Raw genomic sequence first — 23702 nt, forward strand, 5'->3', positions numbered from 1 at the left:
CGTGCCGTCCACCGCCCCGCTCGCTCACCGAGCGGCAGCGCCTACGCGGAGGTCTCCGACCGGTCCCCGCCCCACAGCGTGTGGAACGAGCCGTCGCGGTCCACCCTGCGGTACGTGTGCGCACCGAAGTAGTCCCGCTGCCCCTGCGTCAGCGCCGCGGGCAGCCGCTCCGCGCGAAGGGCGTCGTAGTAGGCGAGGGCCGCGGCGAAACCGGGCGTCGGCACACCCTGGCGGGTCGCGGCGACCAGCACCTCGCGCCAGTCGTCCTGAGCGTCCGCGATCTCCTGCGCGAACGTCGCGTCGGACAGCAGGCTCGGCAGGTCCGGCCGGGCGTCGTACGCGGAGCGGATCCGGTCCAGGAACGCCGCGCGGATGATGCAGCCGCCCCGCCACAGCGCCGACACCGCACCGAGGTCGATGTCCCAGCCGTACTCGTCGCGGGCCGCGTCGATCTCGTGGAAGCCCTGCGTGTAGGACACGATCTTCGACGCGTACAGCGCCTGCTCCACCCGGTCCGCGAACGCCCGGGCCTCCGCCTCGCTCAGCGGCTGAGCCTTCGGGCCGGCCAGCTCGCGCGAGGCGTCCCGCAGCGCCGCGTGCCCCGACAGGGAGCGCGCGAAGACCGCCTCGGCGATACCCGACACCGGCACACCCAGGTCCAGGGCGATCTGCACGGTCCAGCGGCCGGTGCCCTTCTGCTCGGCCTGGTCGACCACCACGTCCACGAACGGCTTGCCCGTCTCCGCGTCCACGTGCGACAGCACCTCGGCCGTGATCTCGATCAGGTACGAGTCGAGCCGGCCCCGGTTCCAGGTGCGGAAGATCTCCGCGATCTCGGCGGGGGAGTACCCGGCGACGTCCCGCAGCAGCTGGTATGCCTCACCGATCAGCTGCATGTCCGCGTACTCGATGCCGTTGTGCACCATCTTCACGAAGTGCCCGGCACCGTCCGGACCGACGTGCGAGACGCACGGCGTGCCGTCGGCGGCCTTCGCCGAGATCTTCTCCAGCATCGGGCCCAGCGAGTCGTACGACTCCCGCGGGCCGCCCGGCATGATGCTCGGCCCGTTCAGCGCGCCCTCCTCGCCGCCGGAGACACCCATGCCGACGAAGTGGATGCCCTGCTCGCGCAGGTCCCGCTCCCGGCGACGGGTGTCCGCGAAGTGCGCGTTGCCACCGTCGATGATCATGTCGCCGGGCTCCAGAAGCGGCGCGAACTCCTGGATCACCGCGTCGGTCGGCTCACCGGCCTTCACCATCACGACCAGACGCCGCGGACGCTCCAGCGCGGCAACGAAGTCCTTGGCGCTCTCGCACGCGACGAACTCTCCCTCGCCGCCGAACTCCTCCACCAGCGCGTGCATACGCGCGGGCGTCCGGTTGTGCACCGCGACCGTGTAGCCGTTGCGGGCGAAGTTACGGGCGAGGTTGCGGCCCATGACCGCGAGACCGGTGACGCCGATCTGCGCTGTACTGCTCATTCGGTTCGCTCCTAAAGACCTCGGTATCGGTGCTGCCGGTGGGCGGTGCCCCAGGGCATCTCCCGCGACCATCCTGACGTGCCGCTACTTCGTCCGCACGCCCGGGTCGCACGGCGTGGCCCAGGCTGATACGGACGAGAGCCCCGTCGCGCTCAGCCGACCCACGCGTCCCCGCGCACGGCGCACCCGCGCACCGGGTGCCGTACACGGTGCACCACCGAGGCGCACGTCGCGCAACAGGGGCCTCATACCGGCCATTTGGGCTCCCGGGCGGCGAAAAGCCGTCTTGTTCTGGCCGGTTCGCAGCGCTTACTTTTGCCCCTCCTGACGCATGTCTAGGGGGGCTTTCGATGGCCGTACGCGGCCGGCACCGCCGGTATCAGCCGAACAGGATCAACCGCGCCTCACTCACCGTCACGGCGGGCGGCGCGGGCATGGCACTGCCGTTCATGGGCACCGGCGCCGCTCAGGCGGCGGACATGGACACCTGGAACAAGGTCGCCGCCTGCGAGTCCACCAGCAACTGGAACATCAACAGCGGCAACGGCTTCTACGGCGGGCTGCAGTTCACCCAGTCCACCTGGGAGGCCTACGGCGGCCGCGCCTACGCGGCGCGTGCGGACCTGGCGAGCAAGGACCAGCAGGTCGCCGTCGCGGAGAAGGTGCTCGACGGGCAGGGCCCGGGCGCCTGGCCGGTCTGTTCCGTGCGGGCCGGACTGACCAGGGGCGGCGGCGAGCCCGGGATCCGGCCGACCGCAGAGCGCACGAAGCAGAGGCAGACGAAGCCGAAGACCTCCATCGAGGAGGTGCGGCCGCAGGCCACGCCGCAGTCCCGCGCGGGCAACGCCGAGATGTACACCGTGGTCCGCGGCGACACCCTCTCCGGTATCGCGGACGACCAGGACGTGCGGGGCGGCTGGCGGGGCCTGTACGCGACCAACCGCTCGGCCATAGGGTCCGACCCCGACCTGATCGTGCCCGGCCAGCGTCTCGCGCTGCGTGGCGAGGGCGCCACGAAGACGCGGCCCGCGCACCGGCCGGCGCCGTCGGTGAAGCCCTCGACGAAGAAGCCGGTCCAGGACCGCGCCAAGGAGCAGCCGAAGGAGCGTTCCAAGGAGCGGTCGCGGGACGAGAGCAAGGAGCGCGCCGGCCGGTCCACTGCGACCCGGCAGGGCCTGGTCGCCCCCGTCGGCGCCTCCCTCGGGACGCCCTACCGCAAGGCGGGCTCCTCCTGGTCGAAGGGCTACCACACCGGCATCGACTTCCCCGTGCCCACGGGGACCTCGGTCAAGTCGGTCGCGGCGGGCAGCGTCGTCAGCGCGGGGTGGGGCGGCTCGTTCGGTTACCAGGTCGTGGTCCGGCACGCCGACGGCCGGTACAGCCAGTACGCCCACCTGTCCGCGATCTCGGTACGGGACGGGCAGTCGGTGAGCGCCGGCCAGCGCATCGGCCGTTCCGGCTCCACCGGCAACAGCTCGGGCCCGCATCTGCACTTCGAGGTGCGGACGGGGCCCGGTTTCGGTTCGGACGTCGACCCGGTGGCGTACCTGCGGGCCGGCGGCGTCAGGATCTGATCCGCATGCGGTGCCGGTCGACCGTGGGCAGCGGGACGTAGGGGATGCCGTAGTAGGGAACGTAGGAGAGCGGGCGTTCGTCGTCGGGGACCGCCACCGCCGACGGCTCCCCGCTCTCGTACGAGGAATCCGCCACGGAAGCCACCACCGCTGCCGCGGCGGCAACCGCATCCGGCCCGGGCACGAGTACCGGGCCCGGCACCTCCGCCGGGGTCTCCTGCTCGCCCCGCGGCCCGGTGACCTCCGACCCCGGGACCGGCACCGCGGCAGGGGCCCCCGGCCCCGGCACGAGCACAGCCGCAACGGTCCCCGGCCCCGGCACGAGCACCGCCGAAACCGTCCCCGTCCTCGGCCCGGCCGCGAGCACGTCCTCCACGAGCAGACGCCCACCGGCGGGCAGGGTCTCGGCTCCGGCAGCCACGGGCCCGGGCCGGCCGTCCACCCGTGCGGGCACCTCCGGGGAACCGGCACCAGCGGCCTGTGGCGCGAGCACCGGCGACGCCGCCGGCAGGCCCTCCGCGTCCGCGGGCTGCCCCTGCGTGAGCCGCTCCGTCGTCAGCAGGATCAGGCCACCGGCCGCCACCACACCACAGCTCAGCGCGAGCGCCGTCCCCGTCGCGCCGTAGCGGAAGGTTTCTCCGAACATCGTGATGCCCACCGCGGCCGCCACCACCGGGTTCACGACCGTCAGAGTGGCCAGCGGGGCCGCGAGGCCCGCGCCCCGGTAGGAGGCCTGCGACAGCAGCATGCCCGCCGTGGCGAGGACGCCGATCACGGCGAGGGAGGGCACGTCCGCCGCCGACACACCGCCGGTCCAGTCGACCGCGACGGTCTTGGTGAACACCGAGGACATGCCGAACGCGATACCCGAGGCCGTCGCCAGCAGCATGCTGCGCACCGCCGGGTGCCGGTGCGCCGCCCGGGCGGCGATCATCAGCGAGACGACCACACCGGCGGTGACGACGGCGACGGCGACCCGCTGCGCCGTGTCCAGCGACCGCGCGTCGGACGCGGCGACCAGGGAGAGCAGACCGGCGAGCCCCACCGTCGCCATGATCGCGCCCCGCCAGGCCGTGGCACCGGCCTTGCGGCCGACGAACAGGGCCGCCATGGGCAGCGCCACCACGATGGTCAGCGCGCCGAGCGGCTGCACCAGGCTCAGCGGACCGTAGGCCAGAGCCACCACGTGCAGCACTCCACCGAGGCCGTTCAGCCCTACCGCCGCCCACCAGCCCGGCCGGCGCAGCGGCGCGTACTGCTCGCCCGGCGAGGACTCCGCCACCCGCTCCTGCACGATCGCCCCGCCCGCGTAGGCGAACGCGGAGACGAGCGACAGCAGGACGGACAACGCGAGGGCGCTCATCGGCTGCTCCTCTGCGTGAGGCGGGGGCTAGGGGCCCGGCGCGGCGAAAGGGGGGCTTTCATGACCAACACCCTGCCGTGTCCAGGTCTTCCCGTCGTCGTCCCTGAGCACTCATTGGGTCCTACTGCCGATGGAGTACGAGGGGAGCACCGTCATCCCCAGGGTGGGCGAGTCCGGTCGGGGGCCACCGGGTCGCGTCCCTGAGGGGTCTTGGTACTACTGCTGCGTGGACCTTGACCCCGACCTCGCCGCGCTCCGCCCGCTCGCCGGCTTCTTCGTGCTGCGCACGGAAGGAGCACCGGCCGGGTCCCTTCCCACTCTCGCACAGGCGTATGCCACAACGGCACCAGATGTATCCCTAAATCCCCTGATTTTTCGCGTGCGGAAGGTCGCGACCGCCCTGCGTGCCCCGGAGCTGCGTGTCGCCGCGTCCGTGACCCATCTGGGCCTCGCCGCCCGGCTCTGGTCGATCGCCCTCGGCTGCGCCGCGCTGTACGGCCGCGTTCCCGACCTGGACGCCCGGCTGCTGCACTGGGACGCCGACGGCAGTGCCCCCGACGACCTGTGGCTCTCGGGCGTGACACCTCTTCCCGGTGACGCGCCGACCGTCGCGGAGGTCGTGCTGGAGGGCCATCTCGTCCCCCTGGCGGCGGCCCTGCGCGCCCGGCACGGGCTCGCCCCCGGCCTGCTGCGGGGCAACGCGGCCTCCGCGCTGGCCGGCGCCGCCCGGGAACTGGAGCGCTGGGCCCGGCGGCACGGCCGTACGGACGTCGCCGCCCGGGCCCGCTCCCTGGCCGCGGAACTCCTCGGGCACTCCCTGCTCACCGGCGCCGGGACCCTCACCGGCACCGCCTTCCGGCGCCGCAGCTGCTGCCTCTACTACCGGGTCCCCGGAGGGGGCGTCTGCGGTGACTGTTGCTTCCCACGACCGCCCCGCTCTTCCCCACGCGCCCCATCTGGGTGACCATGAAAGGGAACGACCGCTGAGAGCAGGGAGTTGCGGGTGCGAGTCGGACTGCTGACCCGGGAGTACCCGCCGGACGTGTACGGCGGCGCAGGTGTCCATGTGGAGTTCCTCGCCCGTGAGCTCAGGCCGCTCGTCGACCTGGACGTGCACTGCTGGGGCGAGGGGCGCGCCGACGGTGTGCGGCGGCACCGGCCCTGGTCGGCGCTCGACGGCGCCAACGACGCGCTGCGCACCTTCTCCGTGGACCTCGCCATGGCAGCCGCCCTGGAGGGCCGCGAGCTGGTCCATTCCCACACCTGGTACGCCAACCTCGGCGGCCACCTCGCGAAGATGCTGTACGGCATTCCGCACGTGATGACCGCGCACTCCCTGGAGCCGCTGCGCCCCTGGAAGGCCGAGCAGCTCGGCGGCGGCTACGAACTGTCCAGCTGGGCGGAGCGCACCGCGATCGAGGCCGCGGACGCGGTGATCGCCGTGTCGGGCGCCATGCGCGAGGACATCCTCGGCTGCTACCCGGCGCTGGAACCGGAGCGGGTCCACGTCGTGCACAACGGCATCGACACCACGCTCTACCGGCCCGACCCCGGCACGGACGCCCTGGACCGGATCGGCCTCGACCGCTCCCGCCCGTACGTGCTGTTCGTCGGCCGGATCACCCGCCAGAAGGGCGTGCCCCACCTGCTGCGGGCGGTGCGCGACATCGACCCGGCCGCGCAGGTCGTCCTGTGCGCGGGCGCCCCGGACACGCCGGAGATCGACCAGGAGTTCCGCGAGCTGTTCGGGGAGCTGAGCGGAGTCCGCGACGGGGTGTTCTGGATCCCGAAGATGCTGCCGCGCCCGGAGGTGATCCAGCTCCTCACGCACGCCGCCCTCTTCGTCTGCCCGTCGGTGTACGAGCCGCTCGGCATCGTGAACCTGGAGGCGATGGCCTGCGGCACACCGGTGGTGGCCTCGGCGGTCGGCGGCATCCCCGAGGTCGTGGACGACGGCACCACCGGCCTGCTCGTCCCGGCCGGCGACGACTTCGAGTCGGCTCTCGCCCGGGCCATGGACACGGTTCTGGGGGATCCGGAGGCGGCCCGGCGGATGGGCGAGGCCGGGCGGGAGCGCGCGGTCGGCGAGTTCGGCTGGGACGCGGTGGCCCGCCGCACGGTCCGGCTCTACGAGGAGATCGTCAAACAGGCTTAGCGGGTACTGCTCAGGGGCAGGCATCGGGAAATCGGCGTGAGGGGAGCGGCCATGCGAGGTGGTGGTCCTTCGGTCCTGGGGATCGTGCTGGCGGGCGGCGAGGGCAAACGGCTGATGCCCCTGACCGCGGACCGTGCCAAACCGGCGGTGACCTTCGGCGGCACGTACCGCCTGGTCGACTTCGTCCTGTCCAACCTCGTCAACGGCGACATCCTGCGCATCTGCGTCCTGACGCAGTACAAGTCGCATTCGCTCGACCGGCACATCACGACCACCTGGCGGATGTCCAACCTGCTGGGCAACTACGTCACGCCCGTGCCGGCCCAGCAGCGCCTCGGCCCGCGCTGGTACCTGGGCAGCGCCGACGCGATCCTGCAGTCGCTGAACCTCGTCTACGACGAGCAGCCCGAGTACGTCGCCGTCTTCGGCGCCGACCACGTCTACCGCATGGACCCGCGCCAGATGCTCGCCCAGCACATCGAGAGCGGCGCGGGCGTGACGGTCGCGGGCATCCGGGTGCCGCGCACCGAGTCCTCGTCCTTCGGGGTGATCACGCCGGGCTCGGACGGCCGGACGGTGGACCGGTTCCTGGAGAAGCCGACCGACCCGCCGGGTCTCGCGGACGACCCGACCTGCGTCTTCGCCTCGATGGGCAACTACATCTTCACCACCAAGGCCCTCATCGAGGCGCTCAAGCGGGACGCGGAGGACGAGTCGTCCGTGCACGACATGGGCGGCTCGATCCTGCCCCAGCTCACCGACCGGGGCGAGGCGGCGCTGTACGACTTCAGCGCCAACCACGTGCCCGGCGAGACCACCCGCGACCAGGGCTACTGGCGCGACGTCGGGACGCTGGACGCCTACTACGAGGCCCACATGGACCTGATCGCCGAGCGCCCCGCCTTCAACCTGTACAACCGCAGCTGGCCCATCTACACGCACTCGTACCAGCTCTCGCCGGCCCGCTTCAACGCGGGCGGCATCGCCAGCGAGTCCATCATCAGCGCCGGCTGCCTGGTGCGCGGGCAGGTCACGCGGTCCGTGCTGTCGCCCGGTGTGGTGGTCGACCCGGGGGCCGTGGTGCAGGGCTCGGTGCTGCACGACAACGTGCACATCGGCCGGGGCGCGGTGGTGCGCGGCGCCGTCCTCGACAAGAACGTCGAGGTGCCGCCCGGCGCGACGATCGGTGTCAACCCCGAGCGGGACGCGGAGCTGTACACCGTGTCCAAGGGCGGGGTCATCGCTCTCGGCAAGGGGCAGTTGGTCACCTGACACGGGGCGGCCGGGTGCTTTGTCCTGACATGACCGGTGTGGCGAGACCGAAGAGAAGACCGACGGGCGCCTCGGCACCGTCGGCCCACTGGGCAGTGACCTTCGGCGCATCGCGTCGATCCGTGACGCCTCCCGGGTGACTCCCACGGAGTGCCCGGCGACGCAACCTGTGCTGAACTGACGGCACATGCACCATAAGTCCCGCCCCTTCCGCCGGGGTGGGACTTAATCTGCTGTTAACTGTACGTAGCCTGATCGTACTTGACCGTAATCGGCTGGGGGCGGTTGACTGCTGACCCACCCGTCGTCGACGCGAGGCAAGCCCTTGACTGCTGATCTGCTCGCTCCTCTCGACCTGGCGTTCTGGAACCTCGAGTCCGCCGAGCACCCGATGCACCTCGGTGCGCTCGGGATCTTCTCGGCCCACTCGCCCGCCGCGGGTGCCCATGCGGCGGACCTGCTCGCGGCCCGGGCCGCCGGTGTCCCCGGACTGCGGATGCGCATCCGCGACGTGTGGCAGCCGCTGCCCTCCGCCCTGCGCCGGCCGCTCGCCTTCGGAGGCGCGGCCCGTGAGGCGGACCCGGACTTCGACCCCCTGAACCACGTACGGCTGCACGCCCCCACCGCCGACTTCCACGCGGTGGCGGGCCGGCTCATGGGGCGCCCCCTGGAGCGCGACCGCCCGCCCTGGGAGGCCCATGTGCTGCCGGGCGAGGACGGCGTCTGCTTCGCCGTGCTGTTCAAGTTCCACCACGCCCTGGCCGACGGGCTGCGGGCGCTGACCCTCGCCGCGGGCGTCATGGACCCCATGGACATGCCCCCGCCCCGTCCCCGCCCCGCCGCGACCCCGCGCGCTCTCGTGCCGGACGTGCGCGATCTGCCCGCGATGATGCGCGGGGCCCTGTCCGACGTGAGCCGCGCCCTGGACATCGGCGCCGCCGTCGCGCGCTCCTCCCTCGACGTGCGCTCGACCCCCGCGCTCACCTGCGAGCCCAGCGGCACCCGCCGCACCGCCGGGGTGGTGCTCGACCTCGACGACGTCCACCGCGTCCGCAAGACCGTCGGCGGCACCGTCAACGACGTCCTCATCGCGGTGGTCGCGGGCGCCCTGCGCCGCTGGCTCGACGAGCGCGGCGACGGCAGCGAGGGCGTGACCCCCCGCGCGCTGATCCCCGTCTCCAAGCGCCGCCCGCGCACCGCGTACCCGCAGGGCAACCGGCTCTCCGGGTACTTGATACGGCTTCCGGTCGACGACCCGGACCCGCTGGCCCGCCTGGCCTCGGTCCGGGACGCCATGGATCGCAACAAGGACGCCGGCCCCAACCGGGGCGCGGGCGCCGTCGCCCTGCTCGCCGACCACGTCCCCGCCCTCGCCCACCGGCTCGGCGGGCCCCTGGTCGGCCAGGCGGCCCGGCTCTGGTTCGACCTCCTGGTCACCAGCGTGCCCCTGCCCAGCCTGGGCCTGAAGCTCGGCGGCCACCCCCTCACCGCCCTCTTCCCCTTCGCCCCGCTCGCCCCCGGCCACTCCCTGGCGGTCGCGGTCTCCACGTACCGCGGGAGTGTCCACTACGGCCTCGTCGCCGACGCCGAGGCCGTCCCCGACCTCGACCTGTTCGCCACCGCCGTCTCCAAGGAGGTGGCGGCGCTGATCAAGGCCTGCCGGTCGTGATCGGGTGATTTGGCGGTGCGGCCCGGCGCTGAAGTAAAATTCGCCCTTCGAAAGCGGGCGCGACCGGCGCGCCGCGAACGGCAGAGCAGGGAACGACAGCGGCGATGACGGTGACACAGGACGGCCCGCAGGCCATGGACGAGGCCGGCGGGCCCTCGTACGGACCCGGCATCGACCCGGAGCGCCTCGCCGTCTGCCTCGGCGTGCTCGAGGAACTCGACAAGCTGGAGGTCGACCACCCGGACGCCATCGCGGTACGCCGGGCCACCGCCGGGGTCTACCGCACGGTCAAGCAGCGCCGCCGCCAGGAGCGCCGGGCCGCCAAGACCGCCCACGACAAGGCGGTCACGGAGGCCACGGCGACTGGCTCCGCCCAGCGCATCGACGACGAGACCGAGGGTCTCCTGCCGTCGTCGGCCACCGAGGAGGGCCGGGTCGCGGGCATACTCCAGCGCCCCCGTTCCTGCTACACCTGCAAGACCCGGTACGTGGAAGTCGACTACTTCTACCACCAGCTCTGTCCGGACTGCGCCCGCGTGAACCGCGAGAAGCGCGACGTCCGCGCGGACCTCACCGGCAAGCGGGCCCTGCTCACCGGCGGCCGGGCCAAGATCGGCATGTACATCGCGCTGCGGCTGCTGCGCGACGGTGCGCACACCACGATCACCACCCGCTTCCCCAAGGACGCCATCCGCCGTTTCAAGGCCATGGACGACTCCGCGGACTGGATGCACCGCCTGGAGGTCGTCGGGATCGACCTGCGCGACCCGGCGCAGGCCGTGGCCCTCGCGGAGCAGGTCGCCGAGGCGGGCCCGCTCGACATCCTCGTCAACAACGCGACGCAGACCGTGCGCCGCCTGCCCTCCGCCTACGCCGCGCTGGTCGAGGGCGAGAACGCCCCGCTGCCCGCCGGTGAACTGCCCGCCCACCACGTCATCGGCGCCTTCGACTCCGGCGCGGTCGACGGCATCGCCGCGCTGCCGCTGGGGACCAGCGGCCTCGACGCCCAGAAGGTCGCCGACCTCGCCCTGGTCGCTGGCAACGCCAGCGTCGAGCGGCACCTGGACGGCACGGCGATCGACGCGGGTGGCCTCGTGCCCGACGTGGTCGACTCCAACACGTGGGTGCAGACGATCGAGCAGATCTCGCCCGTCGAGCTGCTGGAGACGCAGCTGTGCAACTACACGGCGCCGTTCATCCTGATCAGCGCGTTGCGGCCGGCCATGGCCGAGGCCGCGAAGAAGGCGGAGAGCGGGCGCGCGTACGTGGTGAACGTGTCCGCGATGGAGGGTGTCTTCGGCCGCGGCTACAAGGGCGCCGGGCATCCGAACACCAACGCCGCGAAGGCCGCGATGAACATGGTGACCCGGACCAGCGGACAGGAGATGTTCCAGACCGACGGGATCCTGATGACCTCGGTCGACACGGGCTGGATCACGGACGAGCGGCCGCACTACGACAAGCTGCGGCTCGCCGAGGCCGGGTTCCACGCGCCGCTCGACCTGGTCGACGGTGCGGCCCGGGTCTACGACCCGATCGTGCGGGGCGAGTCGGGCGAGGACCTGTACGGCGTCTTCATGAAGGACTACGCGCCGGGCAAGTGGTAGGCGGGGCCGGCCGCCCGCGCCCTCGAGCCGGTCATGCCCTCGGGGCGCACCTGTGCCGACGGCCCGTCAGTCCACCGCTCCCAGACGGGAGTTGCGGGCAGCCAGCAGTTCCAGAACCGTGCGCCAGTCCTCCAGCACCCCGGCGTCGAAGCGGGCCGAGCGGCCCTCCTCGGATGCCTGGCGGAGGGTGAGGAGGTCGTCGTCGGCCGGGACGTCCCGGCGGGGGCGGCGACGCACGAGGCGGGCCACCCGCTCACCCAGCAGGGCGCGTACCGCTTCGGCCGTGTGGTCCGCGCGCCCGGCGGGGTCGCCGGGCCACAGCAGCTCGCCCAGGGGCTGGACAAGGCCCGCGACCTGGAGCTCCTTGTCGGCCGGGCGTCCGCGACGCAGCAGTGCCGCGGTCCGCAGCGCGTGGTCGTGCAGGTCGGCCGACGGGCGGGCGGGGTCCGGAGCGTCCCAGGTGCCCCGGCAGGCGTACAGCAGATCCATCAGCTCCTCGACGCTGCGCAGCTCCATGCGTCAGTCCTCCCGCGGGACGGCCGTTGCCGTACGGCAGCAGAACATGGCGAGCTTTCGACTCGGCCAACGGCACCTGAACTGCGCACCGTCCGAAAAACGCCGTCGTCGATGTACGCCGTTCGAGTGATTCACAAAACGCTCTTACATCTACGAATCGGTACGTAAACCGGAGTTGAACGCGGGATGACGCGCGATCGTTACCGGTTGTTTTCAGCCCCATCGAGCGGGGCCCTGCTCATTTGGTTAGTCTGATGCGGACGGACAGCAGCACGGGGTCCTACCCACACCCACGGTCCGTCATGGGACCAGCCGGTTCACCACGGCCTGCTCTCCCGTGAGTCGACCGGCGCCACCGCGTCCGAACTGCATTTGACATAGAGGCCCGAGCGGGCGTCAGGCGCAGCAGGACCGGCGCGTACGTCCCTAGGGTGACCGACACATAAGGAGTGCGCGGTGACACCGGAGAAGACGAATCGCGATCAGCGCCCCAAGGAACGCGGCGAGCGCGCCGGCCGACGGGCCGACGAGCTCGGCAGCCTCGACGTGTGGGCCCGTTCGGCCCCGATCCGCCTCGCGGGCTACGAGGACGACCTCGCAGAGCCCCACATCCTGCCCAGCGTCGACTGACATCGGGCGCACCCCTCCGCGACCTCCGAGCGCATGGCCGTGCCAGACTCGCGACCATGCTGATCAGGGAAGCAACGGCTGACGACTGGCCTCGCATCTGGCCGTTCTGGCACCGCATCGTCGCCGCGGGCGAGACCTACGCATGGGACCCGGGCACCTCCGAGAAGGCGGCCCGGGTCCTGTGGATGAACCCGGCGAAGCGCGTCTACGTCGTCGAGGACGACAGCGGTGCCGTCGTCGCCTCCGCCTACCTCACCCCCAACTACGGTGGCCCCGCCGCCCGTATCGCCAACGCCGGCTTCATGGTCGACCCCGACCAGGGTGGCCGGGGTCACGGCCGGGCCCTCGCCGGACACCTCCTGGCCGAAGCCCGGGCCGCCGGCTACCGGGGCATGGTGTTCAACGCCGTCGTCGAGACCAACCCGGCCGTGTCGCTGTGGACCTCCCTCGGCTTCACGATCCTCGGCACGGTGCCCGACGCGTTCGACCACCCCCGGCAGGGCCGGGTGGGGCTGCACATCATGTACCGGGCGTTGTAGGGCGGTCGGGAGTCCGTGGCTCTCAGGGCCGGGCGTACGGCCGGGTCATGATCTCCATGTTGTGGCCGTCGGGGTCGTCGAAGTAGGCGCCGCGACCGCCGAAGAGGTCGTTGACCCGGCCGGGCCGGGTGTGGTTCGGGTCGGCGTAGTAGGTGACGCCGAGCGCCTCCAGGCGGTCGATCATGCCGTCGAACCGCTCCTCGGGCACGAGGAACGCGTAGTGCTGCGACTGGATCGGCTCGTCGGTCTTCTCGTAGTAGTCGAGGGTCACGCCGTTGCCCAGGTCGACGGGCAGGAACGGGCCGAAGGGGGCGCCGACCTCCAGCCCCAGGACGGCCGCCAGGAACTGCGCGGACAGCCGGCGGTCGGATGCGTAGACGGCGGTGTGGTCGAGGCGTGCGACCGTGGTCGGCGATGCGGTGGCGTGCGGGGTGTGGGACATGCGTGGGTTCTTCTCCGAGTCTCGGGATCCGTGCGGAAGCGCCGTACAGGGGCGCGGGGACGAGGACACGAAGACGGGAGGAGGGGCGCGTGCCCTCTCCGGCTCCCGGGCGGGCCCGGGCGGGGTCACCCCCGCCGTGCTCACTCCGAGGCCGGGCGCCTCACTCGTGCATGGCCTACGGCCGACCCGGCAGTCACCCGGCCGACCCTAGTCCATCGGCGCCGTACGCTGCCACGGGTTTCGCTCCTCCAACTGCTCGGCCAGAGCCAGGAGTCGGTGCTCCGTGCCGGGGCGGCCCACGAGTTGCACGGCGCACGGGGCACCCGAGGGAAGGGTGCCGCAGGGGACGGACATGGCGGGCCAGCCGGTCAGGTTCCACGCGGGCGTCAGGGGCGAGTGGTTCGTGTTCGCCAGCACGTTGCTCAGCCAGCCGCGCTCGTGCCAGGGCCCGGCCTTCGGGGAGCGGCGGGCGAGCGCGGGCGTGAGCAGCACGTCGTGCTCGTCGAAGAACGGCTCCAGCCGCCGGCGCAGCCGCTCGCGGCTCGCTCCGGAGCTCGCGGTGCCCAGGAAGGGCCGGCCGAGCCGGGAGTGCACGCGGGTGCGTCGCGTCAGCAGCCGGGGGTCCAGCGGCCGGGCGTCCGCGGCGGTGCCCGCCGTCCAGTGGGTCAGGGAGGTCGTGGCGAGCGACATCGGGTAGGGCGGGTCGGCGCGCCGGACCTGATGTCCCGCCCTCATCAGCAGCCCCGCCGCGTCCCGGGCGGCCGCCGCGTACGGACGGCTGATGGTGACGCCGGCCAGCGGGCTGCGCAGCGACACGGCGATCCGCAGGGCGCCGGGCGCGGGCACCGGGCCCGGCTCGACACCGGCGAGGACCGAGAACATCAGACGGGCGTCCTCGACGGTCGTGGCGAGCGGCCCGTTCTCCGCCATGCCGAACCAGGTGCTGTCCCCTTCGCCGGTCGGCACCACCCCCTGCCCCGGCTTGATGGTGACGAGGCCGCAGTTGGCGGCCGGTATGCGCAGGGAGCCCATCCCGTCGTTGCCGAGGGCGATCGGCACCATCCCGGCGGACACGGCCGCGGCGCTGCCGCCCGACGAACCGCCCGCCGAGCGGCTGGGGTCCCAGGGGTTGCGGGCGATGCCCAGCACACCGTCCGTCGTGCCGAAGACACACAGTTCGGGGACGTTCGTCACCCCCACGACCACCGCGCCCGCCGCCCGCAGCCGGGCCACCGTCACATGGTCCCGCGCGCTCGGCGTCTCCGGCGTCGCGGCCGAGCCGATGCGCCGGGACTCACCGCGCACGGCGAGGTTGTCCTTGACGGCCACCGGCACCCCGGCCAGCGGCAGTTCGGCGAAGTCGCCGCGCGCCGCCACCTCGTCGGCCTCGGCCATGGCCGCCTCGGCGCGCACCGCGCGGAAGGCGCCGACCCGGCCGTCGAGCCGCTCGATCCGGGCGAGGTGCTCGGCGACCACCTCGCGGGGCGTCACCCGCTTCTCGCGTACGGCGGCGGATATCTCGGCGGCGGTGCGGCCGGCCCACGTGGTCACAGCGGCTCCTCGGAGGGGAGAGGGCGGACTTACTGACGAGTACGTAGGGAGAACTGTGCACCCGCCGACGGCCGTGCGTCGAGGCCGCGAAACGGTCCTGTTCCCCGGCGCACCACGGGACAGGGGCGACTCACCGAGGGGCGCACCGGGTCCTTGTGGCGCAGGTCACGTGCACCCATGTCACATCGTGCCGAGCCGCCGGCTCATAGGGGTGTACGCACCGACAAACGGCAGAGGAGCTCACCATGAGCGCACGACTGGACGTCTTCGCCATCCCGAGCGCGAGCAAGGTCGTCAAGCAGTTCTACTCCCTGGGGCAGCTGGTGGTTCAGTCGCCGCTGCCCGCCACCACCCGGGAACTGGTCTCGCTCCGCACGAGCCAGATCAACGGATGCGCGGTCTGCGTCGACATGCACACCAAGGAGGCCACCGCCGCGGGCGAGAGCTCCGTACGTCTCCATCTCGTCGCGGCGTGGCGGGAGGCCACCGTCTTCACCGAGGCCGAGCGGGCCGCGCTGGAGCTGGCCGAGCAGGGAACCAGGATCGCGGACGGAGCCGGCGGCGTGCCGGACGCCGTGTGGCGGCGGGCCGCCGAGCACTACGACGAGGAACAGCTCATGGCGCTGGTGACCCTGATCGCCTTCATGAACACCGCGAACCGGCTGAACGTCATGCTCGAGCAGCCCGCGGGCGACTACGAGCCCGGCCGGTTCGCGTAACCGCGCAGCGCCGGGGCCGGGCAGGGAGGTGGCTACGGCCTCCGCCCCGGCCCCGCCAGCCGCGTCGGCGGCAAGTACTCCCGTACGTACGTCCGCTCCCAGCAGGCGCCCGTCTCCCGCAGCTCGCGCCACGTCGTGTAGCGGTAGCGGAACAGGCGGGCGCGCACGTACCGAGGGGGTTCGTCCGGCGGGAACGGGGAGCGGCGCAGCAGCTTCAGGGTGGCGCGGTCGTTCTCCAGCAGCCGCTCGACCAGAGTCCCGAACCAGGGGTCCGCGTAGGCGGGGGAGAGGGCCGCGAACCACATCAGCCAGTCGAGCCGCAGATGGTAGGGCGCGAACTGGCGCGGCCAGCGCCGCGGATCGCCCGGCTTGCCCTTGAACTCGTACTCCCGCCAGCCCGAGTCCGGGTGCGGCACGTCGTCCGCGGTGCCCTCCACCACCACCTCGTACCGCACCCGGCTCACACTGCCGAACGCCCCGTAGGTGTTGACCAGATGGAGCGGGTCGAAGGAACGGTTCATGACCTGGCGCCGGGAGACCATGTTGCGGACCGGCCGGTAACCGAGCCCCAGCAGCAGCGCCGACACCGCGAGCACCACGACGACATACCACAGCGGGGCGTCGGGCACCTCCGGCGGATCGGCCGGGAACCGCACCGCCGACAGCGCCAGCACGATCGTGATCCAGTTCAGCCAGGAGAAGTTGCCCGACAGCACCAGCCACAGCTGGGTGACGATCATCAGCGACGCGGCAGCCGTCGCGACGGGCTGCGGGGTGAACAGCAGGCACGGCACCACGAGCTGGGTGACGTGGTTCGCCGCCACCTCGACGCGGTGCAGCGGCCCCGGCAGATGGTGGAAGAACCAGCTCAGCGGGCCCGGCATCGGCTGGGTCTCGTGGTGGTGGTCCAGGCAGGTGAGGTTGCGCCAGCAGGCGTCGCCGCGCATCTTGATCAGACCCGCGCCGAACTCCACCCGGAACAGGATCCACCGCAGCAGGAACAGCACGGCGACCGGCGGCGCCACCTCGTCGTTGCCGAGGAACACCGCGAGGAACCCGACCTCCAGCAGCAGCGACTCCCAGCCGAACGCGTACCAGGTCTGCCCGACGTTGACGATCGACAGGTACAGCGCCCACGGCACCAGCCACAGCAGCATGCCGCCCCACAACGGCAACAGCGAGTCGAGCCCGGCCAGCAGGGTCGCCGACACCGCGCAGCCCGCCCAGGCGCAGAGCGCGAAGAAGCGGTCCGAGTAGTGCCACTGGAACAGGCTCGGCGCCCGCCCGAACGGCACCCGCTCGACGAACCGCGGCACCGGCAGCATGCCGCGCCGGCCGATCAGCGGGCGGAACTGGAGTGCCGCCGTCAGGAACGCCACCAGATACATGGCCGCCAGTGCCCGCTGGAAGACCAGCCGGGTCAGCCAGTAGTCGGATGCGGCGAACCACTCCACGGCCGTGGGGCCTCCTTCCCGTGCGGCGCCGGGCCCGGTCGCCCGGCCGTCACGCCCGGTGTCCCGTCGCTGCGGTTGCGTGACCGAAGTGACCGAAGCACACAATAGTGCCGGGCCCGGCACCGTACCGGACGGCCGTGATCCGCCCGGCGGAGCCGGATGACGTCCGGGGCCGCCGGCCGCACCCCCGGCGGCCCCTTGGGCGACTTGGGCAACCGGGCACCGATCCGGAGCGGCGGCTCGTAGACTCGGCGCATCGGTCGAAGAATCGGACGAATCCTGGCAAGGTGGGCCCATGGTTGATCGGGGAGCGAGCGCCCTGTCCTTCCCGGACGACTGGCCCGCCCACCCGGACCCGATCCTCGCGCTCAACCGGATGGGCAGCTTCGACTGGGATCTGGACACCGGCCTGATGCAGATGGACGCCCAGGCCCACGAGGTCTTCGACGTGCGCTCCGACGAGTACGACGACCACCCCGGGACCCTCGCCAAGCGCGTCCCGCCCGACGAGTCCCGCCGCCTGGACACCGCGGTCTCCCAGGCGCTGAAGGACGGCAGCGAGAACTACGGCGCCTACTTCCGCATCCGCCGCCGCGACGGCAGCCTGCGCTGGACCCACACCCAGGGCTACATCCGGCGCGACGACACCGGCCGCCCCCGCCGCATCATCGGCATCATCCGGGACGCCACCCAGGAACTCGGCGAGATCGACGCCCGCCGCGACCAGGCCGCCCAGGACGAGGCCCGCCGGCAGCAGACCAGCGTCGTCGAGCTCACCACGGCCGCCCTCGCCCACGCCCGCACCGTCCAGGACGTCATCGACGTCCTCAAGGACACCCACGGCCTGGTCCACCTGGGCGCCACCAGCCTCGTCATGGGCCTGGTCGAGGCCGGCCGCATCCGCCTGGTCGCCGAGGGCCCCGCGGACAGCTTCGTGCCCGGCACCCGCGTCACCCGGATCGACGAGCCCTACCCGATGAGCGAGGCCGTTCGGACCCTCGGCCCGTGCTTCATCGAGTCACCGGAGGAATTCGCCGAGCGCTACCCGATCCTGTGGCCGCACATCACCGACCTCGACATCACCTCGGCCGCCTACCTGCCGCTCATCGTCCAGGCCCGCCCGATCGGCGCGATGGGCCTGCTCTACAGCGACCGGTACGGCTTCACCTCCGAAGAGCGGAACATCCTCGTCGCCCTCGGCAGCAGCATCGCGCAGAGCCTGCAGCGGGCCATGTTCTACGAACAGGAGATGGACCTCGCGCAGGGCCTCCAGCAGGCCATGCTGCCCCGGACCATCCCGAGCGTGCCCGGCGCCGACGTCGCCGTGCGCTACCGCGCCGCCACCATCGGCGGCTCCGTCGGCGGCTCCGTCGGCCGGGACATCGGCGGCGACTGGTACGACCTGATCCCGCTGCCCGGCGGCCGGGTCGGCGCCGTCATCGGCGACGTCCAGGGGCACGACACGCACGCCGCCGCCGTCATGGGACAGTTGCGCATCGTGCTGCGCGCCTACGCCGCCGAGGGGCACCCCCCGGCCACCGTCATGGCCAGGGCCTCCGTCTTCCTGCACGAACTCGACACCGACCGCTCCGCGACCTGCCTCTACGCCGAGGCCGACCTGGCCACCGGCGTGCTCCAGATGGTCCGGGCCGGCCACATCGACCCGCTGGTGCGGCACCCCGACGGCTTCTGCCGCCGCGTCCCCGTACCCGGCGGGCTGCCGCTCGGCCTGTCCGCCGAGTTCGGCCGTCTGGAGTACCCCGTGACCACCATGGAGCTCGACCCCGGCGACACCCTGCTGCTGTGCACCGACGGTCTGGTGGAGCAGCCGGGGGCCGATCTCGACGACGGCATGCGCACCCTGAGCGCGCTCGTCGCCACCGGCCCCGACGACGTACGGGACCTCGCCGAGCGGCTCATCGACGTGGCCGCCGAGCGCGGCGGCGACGACGACGTGGCGCTGCTCCTGCTGCGCCGGCGCGGCCCCGAGGGCCCGCAGTCCGGCCGCCCGCTCCAACGGCGCGTGGCCCCCGGCGACCCCGCTGCCCTCGCCGAGACCCGGCACATGATCCGCACCGCGGTCGCAGCGTGGGGAGCGGGCGAGCGCGCCGACGAGATCGAACTGGTCGCCGACGAGCTGATCACCAACGCCCTGATGCACACCGAGGGCTCCGCGGTCGTCACCCTGCGGGCCTTCGCGGGCTCCGAGCGCCGGCTGCGCGTCGAGGTCGCGGACCCCTCCAGCGCCCTGCCGCGCCGGCGCGAGGCGGGCGAGTCGGGCGTCTCCGGGCGGGGCCTGCTCCTGGTCGAGCTGCTCACCGACGTGTGGGGCGTGGAGGCCCGGGGCGGCGGCAAGGCCGTGTGGTGCGAGTTCGTGGTGCCCGGCTCCGGCTGACCCGGCGTGGCACTCTGGACTCATGCCGGAACTCCCCGAGGTCGAGGCGCTCAAGGACTTCCTGACCGAGCACCTCGTCGGCCACGAGATCGTCCGGGTGCTGCCCGTCGCGATCAGCGTCCTGAAGACGTACGAACCTCCCCTGTCCGCGCTGGAGGGCCAGGAGGTCACCGCCGTACGCCGGTACGGCAAGTTCCTCGGCCTCGCGACCGCCGGCGGCCCGCACCTCGTGACGCACCTGGCCCGGGCCGGCTGGCTGCACTGGAAGGACCGCCTCCCCGACGGCCCGCCCCGCCCGGGCAAGGGCCCCCTCGCGCTGCGCGTGGCCCTGGAGACCGGCGCCGGGTTCGACCTGACCGAGGCCGGTACCCAGAAGCGGCTCGCGGTGTACGTCGTGGGCGACCCGCAGGAGGTCCCGGGAGTCGCCCGGCTCGGCCCCGACCCGCTCGCCGACGACTTCGACGAGCGGCGCCTCGCGGAACTCCTGGCCGGTGAACGGCGCCGGCTCAAGGGCGCGTTGCGCGACCAGGGTCTGATCGCGGGCGTCGGCAACGCCTACAGCGACGAGATCCTGCACGTGGCGAAGATGTCGCCCTTCAAACCGGCGGGGTCCCTGAGCGAGGAGGAGACCGGGCGGCTGTACGCGGCCCTGCGCGACACGCTCACGGGGGCGGTCGAGCGCTCCCGGGGCGTGGCGGCCGGGCGGCTCAAGGCCGAGAAGAAGAGCGGGCTGCGCGTCCACGGCCGCACCGGCCGGCCCTGCCCGGTGTGCGGCGACACCATCCGTGAGGTGTCCTTCAGCGACTCCTCGCTCCAGTACTGCCCGGCCTGCCAGACGGGCGGCAAGCCGCTGGCGGACCGCAGGATGTCCCGGCTGCTGAAGTGACCCGGCCCGCTCTCGCGGCTACCGGGACGGCGGTGACCACTCGAACATCAGGATGGTCGCGTCGTCCCGCAGCCGGCTCGTCGGCGAGTCGAGGATGGAGTGGATGAGCCGTCGCAGCGTCTCGGACGGCAGCTCGCCCGCGGCCGTCGCCCCGATGATGTAGTCGGCGAACTGTTCGAGCCCGAACTCCGCGCCGTCGACGGCCCTGGCCTCCGTGACCCCGTCGGTGTACATCAGCACCCGGTCGCCTGGCTTCAACGCGATCTCGTGCGTCTCCCGCCGCCGCTCGCTCAGCAGGGACGGCATCCCCATCGGCAGGTCCGGATCGCGCCGCATGGCGTCGACCAGCGGCCGCCGGTCGCGGATGAGCAGCGGGGTGGGGTGCCCGCAGTTGACCCACCGCAGCATCCCCGACGCCAGGTCCAGCTGGGCCAGGACACCGGTGCAGAACTGGTCCGGGAGCCACTGCGACAGCGCGTCGTCGACGCTCTCCACCAGCTCGGGCAGATCCGCCCCGGTGCGCCGGGCGTTGCGGCACGCGGCCAGCGACACCGCCGTGGTGAGCCCGGACGCCAGGTTGTGCCCCATGGCGTCGAGGACCGCTACGTGCAGGGTCGTCTCCGTCAGGGAGTGGTCGAACGCGTCGCCGCCGAGTTCGTAGGCCGGCTCCAGCACGGCCGTCGACACGACGTGTGAGGTGCCGATCGTCCGGGGCGGGAGGAAGGCCCGCAGCATCTCGGCGGGCAGGCGCATGGGCCGGGTGCGCAGACGCCGTACGAAGGAGTCCTGGTACGCCCGCGCCGACGTGATCATCATGGCGAGCAGCGTGGCCAGGGCGCGGCCGCGGCGCAGCACGTCGGGTGTCAGCGCGGGGGAGTTCACGGCGATGACGCCGAGGCGTTCGGCGCCGTCCACGAGCGGGATCCAGGCGGTCATGCCGCCTGTGTCGGACACCGCCACGCGCAGGGACTGGGTGCGGTAGGTCCAGCCCGCGAGGGAGCCGTCGACGAGCAGTGGGGAGGCCACGTCGGTGAGCGGTACCAGCCGGCGTTGCTGGATGTCGGAGAGGTAGACGACGGAGCTCTGCAGCCCGAGGGCCTTGGTGCAGCGGGCCGCCGCGGTGGGAAGGTCCAGGGTCGCGTTCTCCGGGTCGGCGAGGAACTCCTCCAGCCGGCCGTCCCCGGGCTCTGCCGTCACCTCGTCTCCCCTCAGCGGGACCGTGGGCGCCCGGGCGGACTTCCGGGTGCGTCGTCCAGCAGTCTCACACCGGCCGGTGCCCGGCGCTCGGCGGCAGGGGCGGACGGATGGTCAGCTCGGCTGGATCCTCCACAGGACCTCGCCGGCCGCCGAGCGGATCTCGTAGCGGGCGATGTCCTCCGGGTGCAGGGAGGAGCTGGCCATCATCGTGTTGGGGTCGTCGTGGCCCGGTCCGTGCCAGCTGGTCGCGGTCTCCTCGGTGCCGTCGTGGCCGATGATCACCAGGTGGCAGGCGCGCGGGCCCGCGCCGTCCCTGACCTTCAGCTCGACCTGGCTGCCCGAGGCCTCGTCCCCCGTGGTGACCTGCGCCCACACCCCCGTCCGCGTGTCGGTCGCCGCGACGGTCCGGGGCTGCTCCTCGGCGCTGCCCTCGGCCATCATCGCGATGCCGGGGACCGACGCCGCGAAGACGACCGAGGCGGCCAGGGCGAACAGCAGGCGTCTGCGCCCGGCCCGGTGCCGGGTCGCCACCTCGGCCAGCAACCCGTCCAGCATGCGCGGCCCGGGCTGGGCCATGGGGTGCACGAACCGTGGTGTCGACCGCCGGTACAGCATCAACTGCCGTGTGGTCGGGCCGAATTCCGTCACCTCTGCAGCGCACCGAGGGCACTCCATGAGGTGGTCCTCGAAGCGGAAGGCCTCCGCCTCGTCCAGCACGCCGAGCGCGTAGGCCGCGACGTCGCGATGCCTCTCCAGGGACCTCATGCCGAATCCTCGTGCCGTTGGGTGCGGGTGGGGTTACTCCTTGCTCCCACCGGTACGGACCAGGCAGCTGAATCACTCAAGCCGGTGACACAATCGCAACCAAAGGATTCGGAGCCCTCCGGCTCCCGGATTGGTCCGGGGCCGCAGAAATCAAAAAAGATGGATCGCGAGGTGTCCCAGCGGCAGTCCGAGCTGCCAGGCGGGCGTCCAGACCTTCGGTCCCTCGTCCTCCCCGACCACCGGAGCGCCGCCCGGGACCGCGTTCAGATCGGGCGCGAGCAGTTCCGTCTCCTGCAGCCAGCGCCAGGCCTCCTCCGCGAGGTCCAGGTCCGGCGCGGGCCGGCCCGAGGTCGCGGCGCCGGCGGCGAGCTCGGCCAGCCGTTCGCGCACCCACTCCTGCCACGGCTGGTCGTACGCCGTCAGCGACAGCCACGTCTCCAGCTGCGTGACGACCCGGATGCCGGACAGCTCCCCGTCGGTGTCGGACAGGAAGACGGTCAGCGCCAGGGCATCCCGCCCGGCACGGAACTCGAAGGACGTCGGCGGCATCAGATCGCCGGTCCGCAGCAGCTCGTCGGCGATGTACTCGGCGTACAACCACGCCATGGGGACGGTCAGTTCGCCGTCGGAACCGTCCGTGCTCCCCTGCTCTTCGTCCAGCATCCCTTCCTGCCTTCCTCCGGTACGTGCGCGTCGCCCGACACCGGGCCCCGGGGGCGCTGACGGCCCCCTCCGGAACACGGATGGGAACAGCCGATTACTCAACCGGGGTCATCGGCAAGGCGCTTTACGGAGGCTTGACCGACCCATTGGTTTCATCGCAGGTCGGCGGCGTACCCCGGGAGCACCCTGCGCAGGGCGCGCAGCGCGTAGTACGCGCGGGACTTCACGGTACCGGGCGGAATCCCGAGGGCCGTCGCGGCTTCCGCCACACTCGCCCCCTGGAAGTACACGAGCACCAGGACTTCACGGTGCTGCGGAGTGAGTGTCTTCACAGCCTCGCGGACGTCCAGCATCGCCGCCGCCCGCTCGGCGTGGTCGGAGATGACCCGCGCGTTCTCCAGCACCGCGTCGCCGACCTCGGGCGGACGGGCCTGGCGGGCCCGCCGGGCGTCGATCGCGAGGCGCCGCGCGACGGTCATCAGCCAGGGCCGCACCGAGTCGAAGTCGTCGGCGCGCAGGGCCTCCGGGTGCTGCCAGGCGCGCACCAGCGTCTCCTGGGCCAGGTCCTCGGCGCGCTGCCGGTCACCGTCGCAGAGCCGCAGCAGCAGCGCGAAGAGGGGCCGGCCGTGCTCGCGCTGCAGTGCGGCGAGCTCGTGCTCGGCGGTCGTTCCGTTCGTGAGAGTGGATCCGGCCGTCATGGCCGTATGCCACCGCAGGGCGTGGCCCGGGCACAGGGCACGTACCCGGCTGTGCGACGGACGGTCGATCGCGTCGACGAACGGTTCGACGAACGGTCGCGGCACCCGGCCATGTGGGTGCCGGAC

Annotated in this window: 21 protein-coding genes; 11 read left to right on the top strand and 10 right to left on the bottom strand. The window is 72.5% G+C overall.

Features of this window, described 5'->3' with window-relative positions; translation table 11 throughout:
- Positions 1–41: 41 nt before the first annotated feature.
- Positions 42–1481, bottom strand: a complete 1440-nt coding sequence (gene gndA / locus ACFCXS_RS16505) for an NADP-dependent phosphogluconate dehydrogenase (protein WP_376644004.1) — start codon at positions 1479–1481, stop codon at positions 42–44.
- A gap of 350 nt (positions 1482–1831) precedes the next feature.
- Here gndA and ACFCXS_RS16510 point away from each other — a divergent pair, with 350 nt between their 5' ends.
- A complete protein-coding gene (locus tag ACFCXS_RS16510) occupies positions 1832–3055 on the top strand; it encodes a transglycosylase family protein (RefSeq protein ID WP_376644006.1) in 1224 nt (407 codons plus the stop codon).
- Here ACFCXS_RS16510 and ACFCXS_RS16515 read toward each other — a convergent pair.
- On the bottom strand, positions 3045–4418 hold the full coding sequence (locus ACFCXS_RS16515; RefSeq protein WP_376644008.1) for a DMT family transporter: 1374 nt from the start codon (positions 4416–4418) through the stop codon (positions 3045–3047). The genes ACFCXS_RS16510 and ACFCXS_RS16515 overlap by 11 nt on opposite strands.
- Positions 4419–4644: 226 nt before the next feature.
- Between ACFCXS_RS16515 and ACFCXS_RS16520 the strand changes: the two genes are divergently transcribed.
- From ACFCXS_RS16520 to ACFCXS_RS16540, 5 genes are all read left to right on the top strand, one after another.
- Positions 4645–5382 carry a (2Fe-2S)-binding protein gene (locus tag ACFCXS_RS16520; RefSeq protein ID WP_376644009.1) on the top strand — a complete coding sequence of 246 codons (738 nt, stop codon included), beginning with the start codon at positions 4645–4647 and terminating at the stop codon, positions 5380–5382.
- Between the two features lie 39 nt (positions 5383–5421).
- Positions 5422–6573: a glycogen synthase gene (glgA, locus tag ACFCXS_RS16525; RefSeq protein ID WP_376644011.1), complete on the top strand. Its 1152-nt coding sequence runs from the start codon at positions 5422–5424 to the stop codon at positions 6571–6573.
- A 51-nt stretch (positions 6574–6624) separates the two neighbouring features.
- Positions 6625–7845 (top strand): glucose-1-phosphate adenylyltransferase, encoded by a 1221-nt coding sequence (gene glgC, locus ACFCXS_RS16530; protein WP_376644013.1) that lies wholly within the window; start codon positions 6625–6627, stop codon positions 7843–7845.
- A 325-nt stretch (positions 7846–8170) separates the two neighbouring features.
- Entirely contained in the window at positions 8171–9514 is a 1344-nt protein-coding gene (locus ACFCXS_RS16535; protein WP_376644015.1) for a wax ester/triacylglycerol synthase family O-acyltransferase, read from the top strand.
- 104 nt (positions 9515–9618) lie between these two features.
- Positions 9619–11121, top strand: coding sequence for an SDR family NAD(P)-dependent oxidoreductase (locus ACFCXS_RS16540; RefSeq protein ID WP_376644016.1), 1503 nt, complete (start codon positions 9619–9621; stop codon positions 11119–11121).
- Positions 11122–11187: 66 nt separating this feature from the next.
- Here the strand turns inward: ACFCXS_RS16540 and ACFCXS_RS16545 are convergent, their stop codons facing one another.
- The gene (locus ACFCXS_RS16545) at positions 11188–11637 is read right to left on the bottom strand and encodes a hypothetical protein (RefSeq protein WP_376644018.1); all 450 of its coding nucleotides are present in this window, start codon (positions 11635–11637) and stop codon (positions 11188–11190) included.
- Between the two features lie 456 nt (positions 11638–12093).
- Here ACFCXS_RS16545 and ACFCXS_RS16550 point away from each other — a divergent pair, with 456 nt between their 5' ends.
- Positions 12094–12267, top strand: a complete 174-nt coding sequence (locus ACFCXS_RS16550) for a hypothetical protein (protein WP_167526749.1) — start codon at positions 12094–12096, stop codon at positions 12265–12267.
- Positions 12268–12323: 56 nt separating this feature from the next.
- Positions 12324–12806 (top strand): GNAT family N-acetyltransferase, encoded by a 483-nt coding sequence (locus tag ACFCXS_RS16555; protein ID WP_376644020.1) that lies wholly within the window; start codon positions 12324–12326, stop codon positions 12804–12806.
- 22 nt (positions 12807–12828) lie between these two features.
- On the opposite strand, the gene ACFCXS_RS16560 is transcribed toward ACFCXS_RS16555, so the two are convergent.
- Both ACFCXS_RS16560 and ACFCXS_RS16565 read right to left on the bottom strand, forming a co-directional pair.
- On the bottom strand, positions 12829–13248 hold the full coding sequence (locus tag ACFCXS_RS16560; protein ID WP_376644022.1) for a VOC family protein: 420 nt from the start codon (positions 13246–13248) through the stop codon (positions 12829–12831).
- Between the two features lie 207 nt (positions 13249–13455).
- Positions 13456–14799: an amidase gene (locus tag ACFCXS_RS16565; RefSeq protein ID WP_376644023.1), complete on the bottom strand. Its 1344-nt coding sequence runs from the start codon at positions 14797–14799 to the stop codon at positions 13456–13458.
- Between the two features lie 245 nt (positions 14800–15044).
- Here ACFCXS_RS16565 and ACFCXS_RS16570 point away from each other — a divergent pair, with 245 nt between their 5' ends.
- Positions 15045–15518 carry a carboxymuconolactone decarboxylase family protein gene (locus ACFCXS_RS16570; protein WP_376644025.1) on the top strand — a complete coding sequence of 158 codons (474 nt, stop codon included), beginning with the start codon at positions 15045–15047 and terminating at the stop codon, positions 15516–15518.
- 32 nt (positions 15519–15550) lie between these two features.
- Here the strand turns inward: ACFCXS_RS16570 and ACFCXS_RS16575 are convergent, their stop codons facing one another.
- Positions 15551–16972: a lipase maturation factor family protein gene (locus tag ACFCXS_RS16575; protein ID WP_376644027.1), complete on the bottom strand. Its 1422-nt coding sequence runs from the start codon at positions 16970–16972 to the stop codon at positions 15551–15553.
- Between the two features lie 295 nt (positions 16973–17267).
- On the opposite strand from ACFCXS_RS16575, the gene ACFCXS_RS16580 reads away from it, so the two are divergent.
- Positions 17268–19367: a SpoIIE family protein phosphatase gene (locus ACFCXS_RS16580; RefSeq protein ID WP_376644029.1), complete on the top strand. Its 2100-nt coding sequence runs from the start codon at positions 17268–17270 to the stop codon at positions 19365–19367.
- A gap of 22 nt (positions 19368–19389) precedes the next feature.
- Complete coding sequence (locus tag ACFCXS_RS16585) at positions 19390–20253, top strand: Fpg/Nei family DNA glycosylase (RefSeq protein ID WP_376644031.1); 864 nt, start codon at positions 19390–19392, stop codon at positions 20251–20253.
- Positions 20254–20271: 18 nt separating this feature from the next.
- Here the strand turns inward: ACFCXS_RS16585 and ACFCXS_RS16590 are convergent, their stop codons facing one another.
- The 4 genes from ACFCXS_RS16590 to ACFCXS_RS16605 form a co-directional block, all read right to left on the bottom strand.
- Positions 20272–21450 carry a PP2C family protein-serine/threonine phosphatase gene (locus ACFCXS_RS16590; protein ID WP_376644033.1) on the bottom strand — a complete coding sequence of 393 codons (1179 nt, stop codon included), beginning with the start codon at positions 21448–21450 and terminating at the stop codon, positions 20272–20274.
- Between the two features lie 111 nt (positions 21451–21561).
- On the bottom strand, positions 21562–22215 hold the full coding sequence (locus ACFCXS_RS16595; protein ID WP_376644035.1) for a zf-HC2 domain-containing protein: 654 nt from the start codon (positions 22213–22215) through the stop codon (positions 21562–21564).
- 150 nt (positions 22216–22365) lie between these two features.
- Positions 22366–22878 (bottom strand): hypothetical protein, encoded by a 513-nt coding sequence (locus tag ACFCXS_RS16600; RefSeq protein ID WP_376644037.1) that lies wholly within the window; start codon positions 22876–22878, stop codon positions 22366–22368.
- A 152-nt stretch (positions 22879–23030) separates the two neighbouring features.
- The gene (locus tag ACFCXS_RS16605; RefSeq protein ID WP_376644039.1) at positions 23031–23576 is read right to left on the bottom strand and encodes a sigma-70 family RNA polymerase sigma factor; all 546 of its coding nucleotides are present in this window, start codon (positions 23574–23576) and stop codon (positions 23031–23033) included.
- Positions 23577–23702: the final 126 nt, after the last annotated feature.

The sequence above is a fragment of the Streptomyces sp. NPDC056373 genome (assembly GCF_042262425.1).
Classification (GTDB): Bacteria; Actinomycetota; Actinomycetes; order Streptomycetales; family Streptomycetaceae; genus Streptomyces.